The following is an 18,400-nucleotide window of genomic DNA, read 5'->3' as shown; positions in this document are numbered from 1 at the left end:
TAGGGTATGTAACAGTTGAACCAAGATTTATATGTGCTTCACTTAGAGGTATATATAGGTCAGCCAACGATTATATATAGGCTATTGAATGATAGTTTGTATATAGTCGGAGGGAAGATTTTATATTGTGGGGAAAAGCTTTAATATAGTCGACAAAATTGATTATGTTAAGGTTCCAACTTATAATATAAGGTCGAGTTAAGATTATATAAAGTTTTGAGATGGTTATATATAGCCGAGAGGTTGTGTATAGTTGTGTAAATATTTTATATAGTCGAAGAAACCATTGTTATAGGTAATGAACTGCTTTATTATGGTGGGAACATTATGGTAAGGTAGTGAATGTTATCTATAATGGTGTAACTTAAATTATTACATGCTCTTATATAGAAGAACTATAAGTGGATTTAATTATAAATCTGTTTATAGTTCTTTTTATTTATATTCTATTTAAGAGCAAAAATAATAACAAAAGACAATCCTGCTTATAACTCTTTAAAGCTATATTTCAATATTATATTAAAACATAGACTTAAAATTAAATATAGATATAAAGTTGTTTCATGATAATATTAAAATAAAGGAAAAACAAAAGAGCAGACAATTGAATTTTCATATGTGTCTGCCATGAGCTAAATTAGTTTATTATTTCATCATAAAGAATAATTTATTCAATACTTTTATACCACTACTACTTGAATCATTAATAATTTTTTTATTTTCACCATTTATGTCCTGTCTGTAAATTCCAGAATCTTTATCCTTAACTTTATAATATATATAATTGTCTATCATTTGAGCTTTTGAAACATTACAATCTGTTAATTTTTTTATATTTAATGTTTCTATATTAAGCATATAAAGCATATCTTCTACATATTTAGCTTCTATATCTGTAAAGCCCTCATAAGTAAACAATACGTAGTTGTTAAATACACCTAATATATTGTTACATTGTTTGGTTTCATAAACCTTTTTTTCAGTTTCTAAATCTTTTATAATTGCTGAACTAAAATTCTTATCCTTATATATAATATAATTATTGTAAAAATAAACGTCATTATAGAAAGTTCCAACAACGTAGTCTTTCTTCTTATCATATATATTAAATTTTTTTAAAATTTCCACATCTTCATAAGGATGGTCTTTTCTTTTGTAATATATATTATCTTTAAAATAATGCAAATTAGAAATACATCCAGTGGACTCATATAATACAGAGCTGTTTTTGTTTGATAATTTCATAGATTTTATATAACTTCTAAAATTGTGATTTTCACAATAATATATAACTTCATTGTAAATACAGTAAGCGTCAATGTAAGATAAATCTTTATATACAATATAAGTGTCTTTTCCTTCTAAATTGCATTTAATTAACATAATCTGATTTTCATGCTTTATAGTATAGAATATATTATTTTCTACTATTACAGCATTTTCTACTTTAAAATCTACTACTAACTCTTTTTTTTCATCATGTTTAGATACTCTATATAATTTACAGTCCTTTGAAGCATCAATATAATAAATAAATTCTTCTGTATCTATATAAGAGTTTATATTAACTTTATCATAAATAGAAGCTATACTGTCTGAATCATTTACAGTTGAAAGTGTTTTATTTGAACTTTTCACAGCAATCCCCTCATTTTCCATTTATTAATTAAAGTTTTAGGTTTAGCGAAATATTAATATGTTAATTGCGGATTTTTTTCAGCATTAAATATTATTATCTTTTCCATAATTCGCTAGTCTTATGTAATACAATTTTAATATTAAAAAATGCGAAATAATGGACTGTAGATGTGCCTTTATATTGGTTTTGAAAAAAGTTATTTATATAGCATAGAAATTTACAAATATACTATTAAATTATTATTAAGGTGAAGCTTATAGAGTATAATAAATGTAAGTACACATATTCCATGTAAAATAAGGAGGATTTTGTTTTGAAAAATAAATATGTAATAGGTGTTGATTTAGGTGGAACGAAGATATGTGGAGCTGTTGCAAGCTTTTCGGGAGAGATGATTTCAAAGTATACAATGCCTACAAGAGCAGAAGAAGGTGAAGAGGCAGTATTAGAAAGAATAATAACTGTTATAGAAAAGGCAATTTATGAATCTAAGGTAGATGAAAAGGAAATAGTATCTATAGGGATTGGTTCTCCAGGACCTTTAGATGCAAAGAAAGGGAAAATTATAACTACACCAAATCTTCCTTTTAAAAATTTTAATATAGTAAAGCCTGTAAAAAATAAATTTAATATACCTGTATATTTAGATAATGATGCAAATGCAGCAGCTATAGGTGAATATATTTTTGGCGCAGGAAAAGGAACGGATAATATGATTTTTGTAACAGTTTCTACTGGAATAGGTGGTGGTGCTATTTTAAATGGAAAAATATATAGGGGAAATACTTGTAATGCTTTGGAAATAGGACATATGACTATAGAGAAAAATGGTCCACGTTGTAATTGTGGAAACTATGGATGTGCAGAGGCTTTAGCTTCAGGTACTGCTATAGCAAAATTTGCAAAAGAAGCAGTAGAAAAAGGAGAGAAGACATCTCTATCAAATTTTGAGAAAATAACAGCCTATGAAGTGTTTAAAGAAGCAGAAAAAGGTGATCTTGTAGCGCAAAATATATTGAATCAAGCCTTAAATTATCTTGGAATATGCATTTCTAACATAATAACTTCCTTTGACCCGGAGATGGTTATAATTGGAGGAGGAGTTTCAAAAGGAGGATCTATAGTATTTGATAAAGTAAAAGAGGTGGTGGAGCAGAGGTGTTTTAAAGCTATGTGGGAAAACACTAAAATAGTGCCAGCGGTCTTAGGAACAGATGCAGGGGTAATGGGTGCAGTTGCACTTGCTATAATGGAGAGTAAGTAAAGAAGAGTGTGGATGTCCACATTCTTTTTTTATGTTTTTATATAAAATTCGTTTAATAAATTTTTTTATTTTAAGGAAACAAAAATCCATTTTTTGTAATAATTACTATATGATTGTATCTATAATATATAAAGGGGGGATGTCTTATGGATAATAAATTATCTAAAAATGCATATGGAGGTATAGCTGGTAAAGACTATGTTCCATACATTTCAAATGGTTCCAAATCTGGTGGAAATACTGTTGTACTAATAATTGGTATTATTATGGCTGCACTATTTGCAGCATCTACTGCCTATTCGGGTATGAAGTCAGGACTTACAGTTGCTGCTGGTATACCTGGTTCTATAATAGGTTCCGCATTCATAGCTATATTTGCTAAACAAAAGGGTATCCTTGGCAAAAACTTACTTCAAGGTATGTCAAGTGGTGGAGAATCCATTGCCAGTGGTATGATATATGTTTTACCAGCAGTTCTTTTAATAGGATCAAAGGTTTCTTTCTTAGAAGGCTTTATTGTTGGTGCAGGTGGAGTTTTATTCGGTATAGGAATAGCTACTCTTGTTTACAATTACTTAATAGTTGAAGAACATGGTAAATTAATGTATCCTGAATCAATGGCTATATCTGAAACACTTGTTGCTTCAGAAGGTGCTGGAGAATCAATTAAGTATATGGGAATTGGATTCTCAATAGGTGGTATTATAACTTTTATAACTAATTCATTTTTAAATGTAGCTAATAATGTTATAAGCTATGTAAACGAGTCTTTCTACAAGTGGAGATTTGAAGTTGAAGTTAACCCACTATTATTAGGTATAGGATTTATAGTAGGACTAGATGTTTCTTTAACTATGTTTGCTGGTTCTATACTAGCTAACTTCGGCATTATGCCTTTAATAGGTTATTTTGCTGCTCTTGGACAAAATGGTACAAATGTATGGAATAATCCAGACGTTGCTATAAATGCTATGCAGGTTAAACATATAGCTGGCAGTTATGTAAAATATATTGGTGCTGGTATGATGCTTTCTGGTGGTTTAATAGGTGCAATAAGACTTATTCCGACTATAATATCCTCTATAAAAGAAACTCTTAATGCTAAATCCTCAAATAGTAAGGGGAGTTTATCTGCTGAAAACCTAATATTACTTGGCGGCATAGTAATAGGTTTTATAGGTGGCTTTATGGTATCTCGCGGTAATATATTAATGGCAATAATAGCATCTATATTATCATTATTCTTAGCATTATTATTTGTTATAGTTTCTGGCCGCTTAACTGGTACTATAGGAACTTCAAACCTTCCTGTGTCGGGTATGACTATAGCTTGTATAGTTGTTGTAACATCGTTATTTGTTGCAATGGGGTGGAAAAATCTTCAATGTAACAGATCTCTACTTTTATTTGGTACATTTATGATTGTAGCTATATCTGCAGCTGGAGGCTACTGTCAATCACAAAAAGTTACCTTCATAATAGGCGGCGACAAAAATGAAATGCAAAAATACTTTGCTGCAGCTGGTGTAGTTGGTGTTGCAGTAGTTATTGGCGTTATATTATTACTTTCAAGTAAGCTTGTAATGACTGGTGATAATGTTCAATTTGCACTACCTCAAGCTAATTTAATGTCAACATTAACTGCTGGTATAATGTCAGGTGAATTACCATGGGCTATGATAATTGTTGGTGCTGTTATGGGAGTTGTTTTATTCTTATTAGACCTTCCTATAATGACAGTTGCAATAGGATTTTACTTACCAATAGCTACAACTTCTATAATATTAATAGGTGCACTTCTTCGTGTATTTGTAGAAAAGTTTTCGAAGTCAGAAAAGGAAAAAGAAGTTAGAATTTCTAATGGTATAAGCTTATCATCAGGACTTGTTGCTGGTGGTTCCATAATAGGACTTATCGGCATAATATTCCAGGTGACAGGTCTTATAAAAGGAAATGGTCCAAGTGGATTCTCTGCTTCTAATGGAATGGCATTTGTAATATTAATAGTTCTAATAATAGCATCTATAGTACCTATACTAAAGAGTAAGGTAAAAAATGCTGAATAACAATGAAGAGATTTTAAATATAATATTTAAAATCTCCGATGCCTTAGAATATGAAGTAGATAAAGATGATACTGTGATTATACTTGAAAAACAAGATCACAAGGTTCAAAGGGTCTTTAGAAAATTTAAGTTTAGAATCCCAGAATATAAAAAAATCACTTTGGATGAATATGCAAGTTATGTGTTTTTACAAATAGATGGCAAGAAAACAGTAAAAGATATTGGAGAAAATTTAGAAGTAAAGTATGGTGATAAATCTCACCCACTTTATGAAAGATTATTGTTATTCTTAAACCATATGGATGTTAATTGTCACTACGTAGAAAAAACAAATATCTAATATAAAATATTAATAATAAGTTATCAACATAGATTATTAAGCACAATATAAGACCATGTTTTATTAACTGAAAGTTAGTATAACATGGTCTTTATTATTTTAGAATATGCAGCAAATAAAAGGAAAAGATTTCTAAACCGGATTAATGGATACTACTGAATTTTATAAGCTATTATTGGTTTGATTAATTAATCTTATTAATTGCAAATTTAAATAAGTAATTTAAAACCAAACTAAAATATTTGTAAATGAAGTAATGTGATCGAAGAATGTTTTAAAAGCTAACATTTGTGCAAAAATTAGGGATATTTAATACTTAAATTACAAAATTCTGAATAAAAAATGCATTTCAACATTATTCGTGATATAATTATATTTGCAAAAAATATAAAAGGAGGTACGTCTTATGGATAATAAGTTATCTAAAGATGCATATGGTGGCGTAGCTGGTAAAGACTACGTTCCTTACATTTCTAGTGGTTCTAAATCCGGTGGAAATGTTGCTGTATTAATAATTGGTATTATTTTGGCTGCACTATTTGCAGCATCCACTGCCTATTCAGGTATGAAATCAGGGCTTACAGTTGCTGCTGGTATACCTGGTTCTATAATAGGTTCTGCATTTATAGCTATATTTGCTAAACAAAAGGGTATCCTTGGCAAAAATTTAGTACAAGGTATGTCAAGTGGTGGAGAATCTATTGCTAGTGGTATGATATTTGTTTTACCAGCAATACTTTTAATAGGTTCAAAAGTTTCTTTCTTAGAAGGTTTTGTCGTTGGTGTAGGTGGAGTTTTATTCGGTATAGGAATAGCTTCTCTTGTTCACAATTATTTAATGATTGAAGAACACGGAAAATTAATGTACCCTGAATCAATGGCTATATCTGAAACACTTGTTGCTTCAGAAGGTGCTGGAGAATCAATGAAGTATATGGGAATTGGATTCGGAATAGGTGGTGTTATAACTGTTATAACTAGTTCATTTTTAAATGTAGCTAACAACGTTATAAGTTATGTAAACGAATCTTTCTACAAGTGGAAATTTGAAGTTGAAGTTAATCCTCTACTATTAGGTATAGGATTCATAGTTGGTATGGATGTTTCATTAACTATGTTTGCTGGTGCTATATTATCTAATTTTGCTATCATGCCTTTAATAGGCTATTTTGTTTCTCTTGGACAAGGCAGTGCAACTGTATGGAATAATCCTGATGTTGCTATAAACGCAATGCAAGTTAAACATATAGCTGGTAGTTATGTAAAATATATAGGCGCTGGTATGATGCTTTCCGGTGGCTTTATAGGCGCTATAAAGCTTATACCTACTATAATATCTTCTATAAAGGAAACTCTTAATGCTAAGTCTTCAAATAGTAATGGTAGTTCATCTGCTGGAAACTTAATAATACTTGGTGGTATAGTTATAGGCTTTATAGGAGGATTTATGGTATCAGGTGGTAATATAGTAATGGCAATAACTGCTTCTATTTTATCATTATTCTTATCATTACTATTTGTTATAGTTTCTGGTCGTTTAACTGGTACTATAGGAACTTCAAACCTTCCTGTATCTGGAATGACTATAGCTTCTATAGTTATTGTAACATTATTATTTGTTGCAATGGGATGGAAAACTCCTGAAAACAACAAATCATTACTTTTATTTGGTACATTTATAGTTACTGCTATATCTGCAGCTGGTGGTTACTGTCAATCACAAAAGGTTACTTTCATAGTAGGTGGAGACAAAAACGAAATGCAAAAATACTTTGCTGTAGCTGGTGTAGTTGGTGCTGCAGTAGTTACTGGTACTATAATGTTACTTTCTAGCCAACTTGCAATGACAGGTGATAATGTACCATTTGCATTACCTCAAGCTAACTTAATGTCAACATTAACTGCGGGTATAATGTCAGGTAAATTACCTTGGGTTATGATAATTGTTGGGGTGGTTATGGGAGTTGTTCTATTCTTATTAAGACTTCCTGTAATGACAATTGCTATAGGATTCTATTTACCAATAGCTACAACTACTATAATATTAATAGGTGCATTTATTCGTTTATTTGTAGAAAAAGCTTCTAAATCAGAAAAAGAAAAAGAAGTTAGAGTTTCTAATGGTATAAGTTTATCATCTGGACTTGTTGCTGGTGGTTCTATAATAGGGCTTATTGGTATAATACTTCAAGTAACAGGTGTTATTAAAGGAAGTGGGCCAAGCGGATTTGGTGCTACTAATGGAATGGCGTATTTAATATTAATAGTTTTAATAGCAGCTACTATAATACCTATACTAAGTAGTAAGGCAAAAGATGCTAAATAACAACGAAGAGGTTTTAAATATAATATTTAAAATCGTTGATAACTTGGAATATGAAGTGGACAAGGACAATATTGTGACTATACTTGAAAAACAAGATCACAAGATTCAAAGGTTCTTTAGAAAACTTAAGTTTAGAATTCCAGAATATAAAAAAATTACTCTGGATGAATATGCAAGTTATGTGTTTTTACAAATAGATGGCAAGAAAACTGTAAAAGATATTGGAGAAAATTTAGAAGCAAGGTATGGTGATAAAGCTCACCCGATTTATGAAAGATTACTACTATTTTTAAACCATGTCGACGTTAATTGTCACTACATAGGAAGAACAAATTTGTAATGAAAAGGATGGCACTGTAATATAGGTGCCATCTTTATTTTTATATCTGATCGCTATCATTGCTAACACCCCCATCTTCTTCAAAGTGGGGGATAAGCACTGCTATGCGCCTGGATAAGTTCTTCTAAGACTCAGATGTAGAGAGGTATTCCTCACAAGCAAACTCCACCTGAGTCTAAGAATCACTTGATATTTTCTATTTCAAGGTCGTTCTTATAAAGTTTAACAATCGCATCTTTTTTAACGATTTTCATATTAAACCATCCTTTTAATTAATACACAGTATATTTATATTATCTTAGCCAATAAAGCATATTAAATGTATAGAAAGTTTGAGAATTGAGGACAATATTTTTGAAGGGATTTTTTAATGAACTAATTTTCTTAAGTATAAAATTTATTTTGGCAATAATTGTCTCATAAAACATAAAAGGAGGTGCGTTTTATGGATAATAAGTTATCTAAAAATGCATACGGTGGAATATCGGGTAAAGACTATATCCCTTATATTTCAAAGGGATCTAGATCTGGTGGGAATGGTGCTGTACTAATAATTGGTATTATTTTAGCTGCACTATTTGCAGCATCCACTGCCTATTCAGGTATGAAATCAGGGCTTACAGTTGCTGCTGGTATACCTGGTTCTATAATAGGTTCTGCATTTATAGCTGTACTTGCAAAACAAAAAGGTATCCTTGGCAAAAACTTACTTCAAGGTATGTCAAGTGGTGGAGAATCAATTGCTAGTGGTATGATATTTGTTTTGCCAGCAATATTTTTGATAGGTTCTAAAGTTTCTTTTTTAGAAGGATTTGCTGTTGGGGTAGGTGGAGTTTTATTTGGTATAGGAATAGCTTCTCTTGTCTATAATTACCTCATTGTTGAAGAACACGGAAAATTAATGTACCCTGAGTCAATGGCTATATCTGAAACACTTGTTGCTTCAGAAGGTGCTGGAGAATCAATGAAGTATATGGGAATTGGATTTGTAATAGGTGGTATTATAACTGTTATAACTAGCTCATTTTTAAATATAACCAATAATGTTATAAGCTACATAAACGAGTCCTTTTACAAGTGGAGATTTGAAGTTGAAGTTAATCCTCTATTACTTGGTATAGGATTTATAGTTGGTATGGATGTTTCATTAACTATGTTTGCTGGTTCTATATTGTCTAACTTTGCTGTTTTGCCTTTAATAGGCTATTTTGCAGGTTTTGGAAAAGGAGGAGCTAATGTATGGAACAATCCAGGTGTAGCTATAAGTGCTATGCAGGTCAAACATATAGCTGGTAGTTATGTAAAATATATTGGAGCAGGTATGATGCTTTCTGGTGGATTAATAGGTGCCATAAGGCTTATACCAACTATAGTATCTTCTATACAAGAAACTCTTAATGCTAAGTCAACAAATGGTGAGGGAAGTTCATCTGCAGGAACTTTAATATTACTGGGTGGTATAGTGGTAGGTTTCATAGGTGGATTTTTAGTATCAGGTGGCAATATAGTAATGGCAATAACTGCCTCTATTTTGTCATTATTCTTATCAATGCTATTTGTTATAGTTTCTGGTCGTTTAACTGGTACTATAGGAACTTCAAACCTTCCTGTGTCTGGTATGACTATATCTTCTATAGTTCTTGTAACACTGCTATTTGTTATAATGGGATGGAAAAACCCTGGAAGCAATAGATCATTGCTTTTATTTGGTACATTTATAGTTACTGCTATAGCTACAGCTGGTGGCTATTGTCAATCACAAAAAGTTACTTTTGTAATTGGTGGAGATAAAAATGAAATGCAAAAATATTTTGCTGTAGCTGGTGTAATTGGTGTTGCAGTAGTTACCGGTACCATATTATTACTTTCAAGTCAGCTTGCAATGACTGGTGATAAAGTACCATTTGCATTACCTCAAGCTAACTTAATGTCAACACTAACTGCTGGTATAATGTCAGGTAGACTGCCTTGGGTTATGATAATTGCTGGTGCTGTTATGGGAATAGTTTTATTCTTATTAAATCTTCCTATAATGACAGTTGCTATAGGATTCTATTTACCAATATCTACAACTTCTATAATATTAATAGGTGCAATAGTTCGTCTGTTTGTAGAAAGAGCTTCTAAATCAGAAAGAGAAAAAGAAGTTAGAGTTTCTAATGGCATAAGTTTATCTTCAGGACTTGTTGCTGGTGGTTCTATAATAGGACTTATTGGTATAATATTTCAAGTATCAGGTATCATAAAAGGAACTGAGCCAGGTGGATTTGCAGCTACTAATGGAATGGCATTTATAATATTAATAGCCTTAATAATAGCTACTATAATACCTATACTAAATAGTAAAGTGAAAAATGATAAATAACAACGAAGATGTTTTAAATATAATATTTAAAATCTCTAACAATTTAGAATATGAGGTAGATAAAAACAATATTGTGACTATACTTGAAAAACAAGACCATAGGGTTCAAAAGTTCTTTAGAAAGCTTAGGTTTAGGATTCCAGAATATAAAAAAATTACTTTGGATGAATATGCAAGTTATGTGTTTTTACAAATAGATGGCAGGAAAACAGTAAAAAACATTGGAGAAAATCTAGAAGTAAAGTATGGTGATAAAGCTCATCCAATTTATGAAAGACTATTGTTATTTTTAAATCATATAGATGTTAATTGTCACTATGTAGAAAAAATAAATTTGTAATAAAAAAGATGGCACTTTGTTATAGGTGCCATCTTTTTTATATATGTTCTATTTCTATTGATTATCTACTGTAGTATTTTAACTAGGTAAGATTCATTGATTTTTAGACTTGCTCTAAATTTGTATTCCAGTCTAATCTATTCCAAGGACTTTCTTTATCTATAATTAAATTTTTAATCTTGGAAACTTGTTCCTCAGCGGAATCTGCAGACATGTTTTTTAACCAGGTTTGCCTTCCTGCAATGTAAGCTAATCCATATTCCCTCCAGCTGGAGTAAGCCTTTTGTGCAAGTTTAGCAACTTTAAGCATAAGATTCCAGGCTTCTTCACTGGATATATAATTAAGGAAAACTCCACATCTACATAAAAATACATATCTACCATAATCCCATGCTAGTACTCCTGCATTAGGAGTAATTTTGTCATAATTTTTGATAAGACTGTACTGAATGTATTTTGAAGAATTTTTGTCAAGCTTGTTCAAATATGCGTTTTGCGCAGTTTCAGAAAGGGCGGAAAAAAAGTACCTTTCCTTTAAAAAATCAATTCCATGACCATCCTTAAGGAGCCAGTTAAGAGATCCTAAAAGGTCAGCTTTATTTGATATGCCCCAATCACGTTTCATCATATGTCCAATATCTTCTATTAATTCAGGTGTTTTTTCACAGCCACATAAAGTATCATGACGATGATAGTTTTGTCCACCTAATACTGAACTTAAAGCTATCATCCAAAGTTGAGCCTCACTTAAGTTATCTGGGTTATAAATCTTCTTCATAATTTTCTCCTATACTAATATTTAAAGTAGGTAAATTTAAAGGGTAATGATCTAATGGTTTAGTAGAAGGCCAAGCTTTTTGTGAAGACGGATTTGTTTTGAACATTAAAAAGCCTTTTCTGCACTGATATTTTAGAATACCTTCATAACGAATTTTAAAATCTTCATTAGAAGGATCAGTATCTAATGCCTCTTTAGCAAACTTAAGTGCATTTTTCTTGTTGCCTGATTCATAATAAACCATACTTAAATAACTTAATAAATCACCACTTTTTAATCCTAATTCAAGTGCATTTTCAAGATTGTAAATAGCAATTCTGCATAAGCCCTTTTTGTATAAAATTACACCATAATGGAATTCAGTGTATGGATTTAATTTAATATCATGATTTTTCTTCACAAAGTTTTCATAATCTGAAGAAGCAGTTCCTCCGTTTATAAAATCATTGAGTTCAGCACAAAGCCATATAGAGTTAATATATGCATCCTCATCCTCTTTATTAATTTCTAGTATTTTCTCATAATATTCAAAAGCCTTTTTGAAATCCTGTTTATATGAACAGCAATAGGATAGAAGTTTAAGTATTTTGCAGCTGTCAGGTTTTAATTCATAAGCTGTAAGATAATCATTAAGGGCTCTTGATACATCTCCACTAGCTCTATGGATATCTCCCATTAGTATGAAACCAAAAGGATCTTTAGGCTTATCATCACAATAAAGCTTTATATGCTTAAGAGCAGCTCTCAAATCTTTAAGTTTAAAATGAGTTAAAGCTAGACGCAAATGTATATCTTTAATAGATGTATGCCAGTCTAATGCTTCTTTAAAAGAATTTGCGGCCTCCTCATATTCTCCTAATTGAAGATGACAATAACCTTTTCTATACCATGCGTTAGAAAAAGAATATCTATGATCTACAACTACACCATGATCATCTCTTGCTTCTTTAAAATTTTTCAATGCATAGTGAGAAATTCCTCTAATAGAATAATATATCCATTTAGATGGATTAATTTTAATAGCTTCATCACAAAATTCTACAGCCTTATGATGATCACCATTGCATCTATAAGCATCACCAAGGTTAGACAGGAGCTCAGCATCATACCTATTTATCTTTAGAGCAGCTTTAAAATCCTTTAATGCTGCATTATAATCTTGTTTTAATTCTAAGAAGAATACTCCTCTGTAGAAAAGTGATTCATAACCATTTTTACCTTCTTCATATGACAGTGCTAGGGCTTTATCAAAGAATTTTAAGCATTTTTCCTCTTCTTTCATGTTATATAAAGCTCTTGCTAATAATAAATACATATCAGAATTTACATCCACATTTTTAGGCAGTCTTTTAATAGTATTGTAGCATTGTTCAAAATAATCCATTTCAAAATAGATTTTAGCTAATTCGTATAATATGCTAATATTTTCAGGAGCATTAGTTAACTTTTCACTATATTCATCAATTAATTTAGCATTTACTTCAAGTATGCATGCACGAGAATCAACATCATAAGGGCATGTTTCAGATATTTGTTCATATAAAATTTTTGATTCTAATAGGTTATTAAAATGGAAATAACACTTTGCAAGTCCTCTTAAAGCTGATACATTGTCAGGCATTAAAGTAAGAGCTTGCTGAAAATCATAATAAGCACTATTTATTTCTTTAAGCTTTAAGAATATATAACCTCTATTTAAGTATCCATCAATTTCCTTTGGAGCAACCTCTATTAAATGAGTAAAAGTTGATTTAGAATTTTGTAAGTTGTCAACCCTCAAATAATATGTACCTATCATACGAAGTAAATCAGGATCATCGGAGAATATCTCCATAGCAGCTTTTAAAGATTTTTCAGAAACTTCCAGATTATTATTTATTAGTGCATTAAAAGCAGTTAAACGCAGAGATATAAATTCATCATAATTACATTCATAATCCTTTTTAAAGAATTCATAACGTAAGCTGCATGGAGAATAAATCTGACTCATAATGAAATTTATAAAAGATTCATCAAATTGTTTATATAAATCATTTTCCTCTTCAGTCCAGAAAAAGTATTCATTTAATAAAAGCCAAACATCATGTGGAAGATTATAGTTATCCATTAAAAATTCTAGCATATTAAAGCTTAAGGCTTTTTTTATATCTAATACCCAAAAGGTTTCATCTTCCAATAACTGTATCCAATTGTTGATGTCAATTCTCTTAAAGAAGTCATTGTATATTGCATCAACTTTATTCATAAACTTGTCCACTAAGTTTTCAGAAACATTTGCTGGTTCATTTTCATTAAAATTATTATAAGTGTTAGAAAGTTTAGCTTTTAATGTTATATTTTCATTTTGTAAAACTATTTTTTCATCCTTAACAATATTTGAAGATTTAACTTCTTTTATATACTTTGCTTCCTTTAAGACGGCTTCATAGGCTTCTCTAAGCCTTTGAAAGCCTTCTGGGTCATCCTCAGGGTGATATAATTTTAATTTACTAGCATAAGCTCGTTTAATTGCTTTTATATCAACTGTAGGTTCAATATCTAATATATTCCAATAATTCATTTTAAAACTCCTGATATTTTTCTATTTGATCTAATTTTTTCTTTAATACATTGGCAGCTTTTCTTATTTCATCATTATTTTGACGCTTCAATATATATTCAAAATCTTGAAGCATGTTGTCAATTAAAATTCTGTGGTTTCCTAGACATTCTTCATAAAGACGTTCACCTCTAGCAATAAGCAGTTTATTTTCCATTCTGTCTCTTGGATGTATTTTTATATTTTCCAAGGCTTTAAGCCTCTTTGTAATTTCTTCCTCAGACATCATACCTGGATTTTCTTCGATAACTATTCTCTTTTTTAATCCAGTTTCAACAGCAGTTACTTCTACCTCCAAAATTCCATTAATATCATAGGTATATCTTACAGCAATAGCCTCCATGCCAGCTGGAGCTTGAGGTACATCAATGTTTAGTTCTCCAAGCTTAATATTGTTTTCTGTAAGCCGACTTTCCCCTTGATATATTCCAACATTTATGGATTTTTGGTTATCGTATATTGTATACAAAAGTTCTTGCTTACTTGCAGGTATTACAGTGTTACGTTCTATAATTGGAAAGAAATGTCCCGACTCAAATTTGCCGGAAGTATCTCTAACTACTACATCAGTGCCGAGAGTATAAGGACAAACATCTGTAAGTACAACTTCTTTTAATACAGAATTTCTTTCTTTCATTGCAGCTTGTATTCCTGCACCTAAAGCAACTGCTTCATCAGGATTGATGCTGCAGCAAGGTATTCTACCAAAGAGTTTACTTATAAAACTGCTTATTAAAGGCATTCTAGTAGCACCACCAACTAGGATTATAGAATCAAGCTCATCTGGATTTATTGAAGCATCTTTTAAAGCTCTTTCAATAGGACTTCTAAGTTTATTAATAAGTGGTTTAGCGGAAGCTTCAAATTCCTGGCGAGTTATGTTGAATTCTAAAACTTGTCCATCTATGTGGCAGTTCATAAATGCAGAATTGTTTTCTTTAAGATTTTTCTTGCAAATTTCTGCTTGCTTTCTTAAAGCAACATATACTTTGAGATCTAAAGCTTCTTTATTTAATTTATGATGTTCAATAAATAGATTAACAAGGACTTCAGTAAAGTCTTCTCCACCTAAAAAGTTATTTCCAGATACAGCTCTTACTTCCATTACATTTTCAAACAATTCCAATATAGAAACATCAAAGGTTCCACCACCTAAATCAAAAACTAAGAAATTTGATTCTGTTTCCTTTTGGTGAAGCCCATAAGCAACTGCTGCAGCTGTAGGTTCGTTTATTAATCTTTCTACTTTTAGGCCAGCCAATCTACCAGCTCTTTGAGTAGCTTTTCTTTGAGTATCATTGAAATATGCGGGCACACTAATTATGACTTCTTCTACAGGTTCACCTAGATATGCTTCAGCGTCCATCTTTAAAGAGCGTATAATAAAGGAGGAGAGTTCTTCAGGTAAAAACTTATGCTCTCCTATATGAAAGGTTTTATTGGTTCCCATATAACGTTTAAAAGCAGCAACAGTGCAATGAGGATGGGTGATTAAACGTTCCTTTGCAACTTGCCCTACTAATATTTCACCATTATCATCAATACTTACAACAGAAGGTGTTAACTTGCTGCCTAGGGCATTGGGTATTATTATGGGAGCATTTTCTGTGAAATATGATATTAAACTATTTGTAGTACCTAAATCTATTCCTAAAATGGCCATGTTAAGTCCTCCTAAATTGTTCTATAACTCAACTCTTGTACATATAAAATTTTCAATAACCATTAACTAAAAGTATTGCGTCCATTATGATTAAATTGAGAAAGTTGAGTTTTGTAATTTTCACTGTTTATTTTTATATTTTTGTGAAACATATATAATTATAGTAGTATTTTACCAAAAAATAAATAGGGTGTGGAATTTCTGTGGCAAGAGAAGTTTCATTTGGAGCTTATTGAAAAGAAGTCTTTGAAGCTATGGAAATACTTAGTTTATAATGTAATTGATAACAAACTAGATAAGAGTAAATTTTTTTGTTTTACAATAGTAATGCCATAATTAAAAAGGAGTCTAAAATAATTTTAGGCTCCTTTTTTGTTCGTTACACAATAAAACTGATGAAGTGATGATTGTATACACTTCATCAGTTCTTTTATTCAGTAGTTTCAAATTGATCTTTGCCTACACCACATAATGGACATACCCAATCTTCAGGGATATCTTCAAAAGATGTGCCTGGAGATATACCATTATCAGGGTCACCTTCTTCGGGATCATAAACATATCCACATACAACACATACATATTTTTGCATAGAAGTACCTCCTTGTTTAATTTGTAATACTAACATTGTTTCACAATTGAGCAAAACAATACAATAAATTTGATAGTATTATAATATGGTTTCCATATTCACTTTTTTTATTATTTTCAGCTTTAGGTATGAGTGTATGCTTTTGTCATATTTATTAAATTTCTAATTTAAACAATTATCTTATAGAAGCGATTATTATTCACACTAGGACTCAAGATAAGGAATAAAGGATTTTTGTCTATACCATTAAAAACTCATAATAGTATATGACCGCATTGGAGAAATCCAATACGGTTTTTAGTGAAGGTCTAATGCAGATGTAATTAATATGTGAAAGTTTTAAATTATTTCTCTACTAACAAAGTTATTTTAATAGATATTTTTATTCTTTAAAATAGTCAATGTAATTTTGGCTGCAGTACTTCCACTAGCATAATTACTATTTTGAATGTTAGTTGCAAAAAAATAAATATTATCATTTTTTTCTACATATCCAATAAACCAACCATTTATACTCTTACCATTAACAATACCTGTACCAGTTTTTCCAGAAAGAACATTTCCATCTTTTTTAGATATTTTTATAGCATTTTTGATACTCTTAATATTTTCTTCTTTAAATTTATATTTATTTGTGTAGAAATTTTTTAACAGTTGAACTTGTTCTACTGGTGATATTTTTAAAGAGGATTCAATCCAATAATTTGATATTCCGCCAGAAAAATTACAATTGCCATAATGAGTTTGATTAAAATAGGTTTGCAAATTTTTCATACCAAGCTGTTCATCTATCTCTTGAAAATACCAAGTTACTGAATTTTGCATTGCAGAGTATAAATTCTGATTTTTATTCCAGGTTACATAGGGATAATTTATACCACCCCAATTCATATTAGTATCTTTAACTTGTATAATACCTGATTCTAATCCAAATAATCCAATAAAAATTTTATATGTAGAATCTGGTGAAACTCTTAAAATACTTTTATTTTTATTATAAATATTATATTGGTTAGACTTTAAATTATAAAGTACAAAGCTTCCATCAAAGCCATTAAAATAGGAACTTAGATCTTCATAGGATACTGAGTGCTCTTTAAAATTATACAAATTATTGTCATAGGCTGCAGCAGAAATTATAGGGGTTTGACTTAAAATAAGACATCCAATAAATATGAAAATAAGTATGCTTTTTATATTTAATAATTTTGATTCTGTAGCAAAATTTGAAATTTCTTGAATGCGTTTTTTCAATTGATGTTTAGAGCCTCCTATACTGGAGGAGACAGCTAAAGAAGGTATTTGTAAAGTTTTATAAGCAAAATTAATAATAGCTTCACCATAATCAATATAGCAGCTTTCATCAATCATTTTTAAAACAGAAATATCACAGGCAATTTCTCGATCTATACGCATTTCATTAAATAAGAACCAAATAAGAGGGTTAAACCAGTACAATGCTTGGAAAATAAGCATTGTATAATTAACTAATATGTCTTTATTTTTATAATGATTTAATTCATGAAGTAATATATACTTTATATCATTTTCAGACAATTGGCTAATGACATTAGCAGGTAATACTATGTGAGGAGTGAAAAGACCAAAAGTAATGGGGGTTTCAACTAATGACGATTTGCCTAGTATCAATTTTCTATTTATTCTAATATTATTTGCAAATTGTTGAAATGTTTTTTTTATCTCTTGGTTTTCTAATGGGTGTATTGATTTTTTTATATGACTAAGCTTACGATTACAGCAAAGGGAAGTAATTATAAGAACTACTATTCCTGTTATCCAAATTACCATAAAGAAAATATTTAGGCATTCAGGAATTGAATGATTTACTGATATTGCAAAATCTTGCAACCCATTTGAACTCTGAATAATATCGTTTGTAGTATGATTAAAAGTAAATATGCTTTTTATATTATCATGGTTTAGAGCAATTTTATTAAATAACTTTAGTTCTGCAAAATAAAAACCTAAATTGGCAATACTACCAAAAAATAAATATGGCATATTTTTAACCACCGTGTTATATAAAAGTTACCACACAAATACACACACGGGAGGTAATAAATATGC

The 18,400-nt window shown here is 30.3% G+C and carries 13 protein-coding genes; 7 read left to right on the top strand and 6 right to left on the bottom strand.

What is annotated here, in order from left to right:
- Positions 1-645 precede the first annotated feature (645 nt).
- Positions 646-1,638 carry a DUF5050 domain-containing protein gene (locus tag HBE96_RS09565; protein ID WP_169297551.1) on the bottom strand — a complete coding sequence of 331 codons (993 nt, stop codon included), beginning with the start codon at positions 1,636-1,638 and terminating at the stop codon, positions 646-648.
- A gap of 314 nt (positions 1,639-1,952) precedes the next feature.
- Here HBE96_RS09565 and HBE96_RS09560 point away from each other — a divergent pair, with 314 nt between their 5' ends.
- The 7 genes from HBE96_RS09560 (at position 1,953) to HBE96_RS09530 (ending at position 10,680) form a co-directional block, all read left to right on the top strand.
- Complete coding sequence (locus HBE96_RS09560) at positions 1,953-2,903, top strand: ROK family protein (protein ID WP_169297550.1); 951 nt, start codon at positions 1,953-1,955, stop codon at positions 2,901-2,903.
- Positions 2,904-3,049: 146 nt separating this feature from the next.
- Positions 3,050-4,969: an OPT/YSL family transporter gene (locus HBE96_RS09555; RefSeq protein ID WP_169297549.1), complete on the top strand. Its 1,920-nt coding sequence runs from the start codon at positions 3,050-3,052 to the stop codon at positions 4,967-4,969.
- Positions 4,959-5,309, top strand: coding sequence for a PqqD family protein (locus tag HBE96_RS09550; protein ID WP_169297548.1), 351 nt, complete (start codon positions 4,959-4,961; stop codon positions 5,307-5,309). The genes HBE96_RS09555 and HBE96_RS09550 overlap by 11 nt, the downstream gene beginning before the upstream one ends.
- A gap of 406 nt (positions 5,310-5,715) precedes the next feature.
- A complete protein-coding gene (locus HBE96_RS09545; protein WP_169297547.1) occupies positions 5,716-7,635 on the top strand; it encodes an OPT family oligopeptide transporter in 1,920 nt (639 codons plus the stop codon).
- Complete coding sequence (locus tag HBE96_RS09540) at positions 7,625-7,975, top strand: PqqD family protein (RefSeq protein ID WP_169297546.1); 351 nt, start codon at positions 7,625-7,627, stop codon at positions 7,973-7,975. The genes HBE96_RS09545 and HBE96_RS09540 overlap by 11 nt, the downstream gene beginning before the upstream one ends.
- Before the next feature lie 445 nt (positions 7,976-8,420).
- Entirely contained in the window at positions 8,421-10,340 is a 1,920-nt protein-coding gene (locus tag HBE96_RS09535) for an OPT/YSL family transporter (RefSeq protein ID WP_169297545.1), read from the top strand.
- Positions 10,330-10,680, top strand: a complete 351-nt coding sequence (locus HBE96_RS09530; RefSeq protein ID WP_206154879.1) for a PqqD family protein — start codon at positions 10,330-10,332, stop codon at positions 10,678-10,680. Before HBE96_RS09535 ends, HBE96_RS09530 begins: the two co-directional genes overlap by 11 nt.
- Before the next feature lie 103 nt (positions 10,681-10,783).
- Here HBE96_RS09530 and HBE96_RS09525 read toward each other — a convergent pair whose 3' ends face one another.
- The 5 genes from HBE96_RS09525 to HBE96_RS09505 form a co-directional block, all read right to left on the bottom strand.
- Positions 10,784-11,458 (bottom strand): DUF1266 domain-containing protein, encoded by a 675-nt coding sequence (locus tag HBE96_RS09525; protein ID WP_169297544.1) that lies wholly within the window; start codon positions 11,456-11,458, stop codon positions 10,784-10,786.
- Positions 11,442-14,018, bottom strand: coding sequence for a J domain-containing protein (locus tag HBE96_RS09520; protein WP_169297543.1), 2,577 nt, complete (start codon positions 14,016-14,018; stop codon positions 11,442-11,444). Before HBE96_RS09520 ends, HBE96_RS09525 begins: the two co-directional genes overlap by 17 nt.
- A 1-nt stretch (position 14,019) precedes the next feature.
- Positions 14,020-15,720: a molecular chaperone HscC gene (locus tag HBE96_RS09515; RefSeq protein ID WP_169297542.1), complete on the bottom strand. Its 1,701-nt coding sequence runs from the start codon at positions 15,718-15,720 to the stop codon at positions 14,020-14,022.
- Between the two features lie 430 nt (positions 15,721-16,150).
- Positions 16,151-16,312, bottom strand: coding sequence for a rubredoxin (gene rd, locus HBE96_RS09510; protein WP_169297541.1), 162 nt, complete (start codon positions 16,310-16,312; stop codon positions 16,151-16,153).
- A gap of 369 nt (positions 16,313-16,681) precedes the next feature.
- Entirely contained in the window at positions 16,682-18,334 is a 1,653-nt protein-coding gene (locus tag HBE96_RS09505) for a BlaR1 family beta-lactam sensor/signal transducer (RefSeq protein ID WP_169297540.1), read from the bottom strand.
- Positions 18,335-18,400 lie beyond the last annotated feature (66 nt).

Origin of the sequence: Clostridium muellerianum (genome assembly GCF_012926525.1) — a bacterium.
Taxonomy (GTDB): Bacteria; Bacillota; Clostridia; order Clostridiales; family Clostridiaceae; genus Clostridium_AM; species Clostridium_AM muellerianum.
Note: the sequence above shows the minus strand (reverse complement) of the source record. Positions and strands in the feature narration are given on the sequence as shown.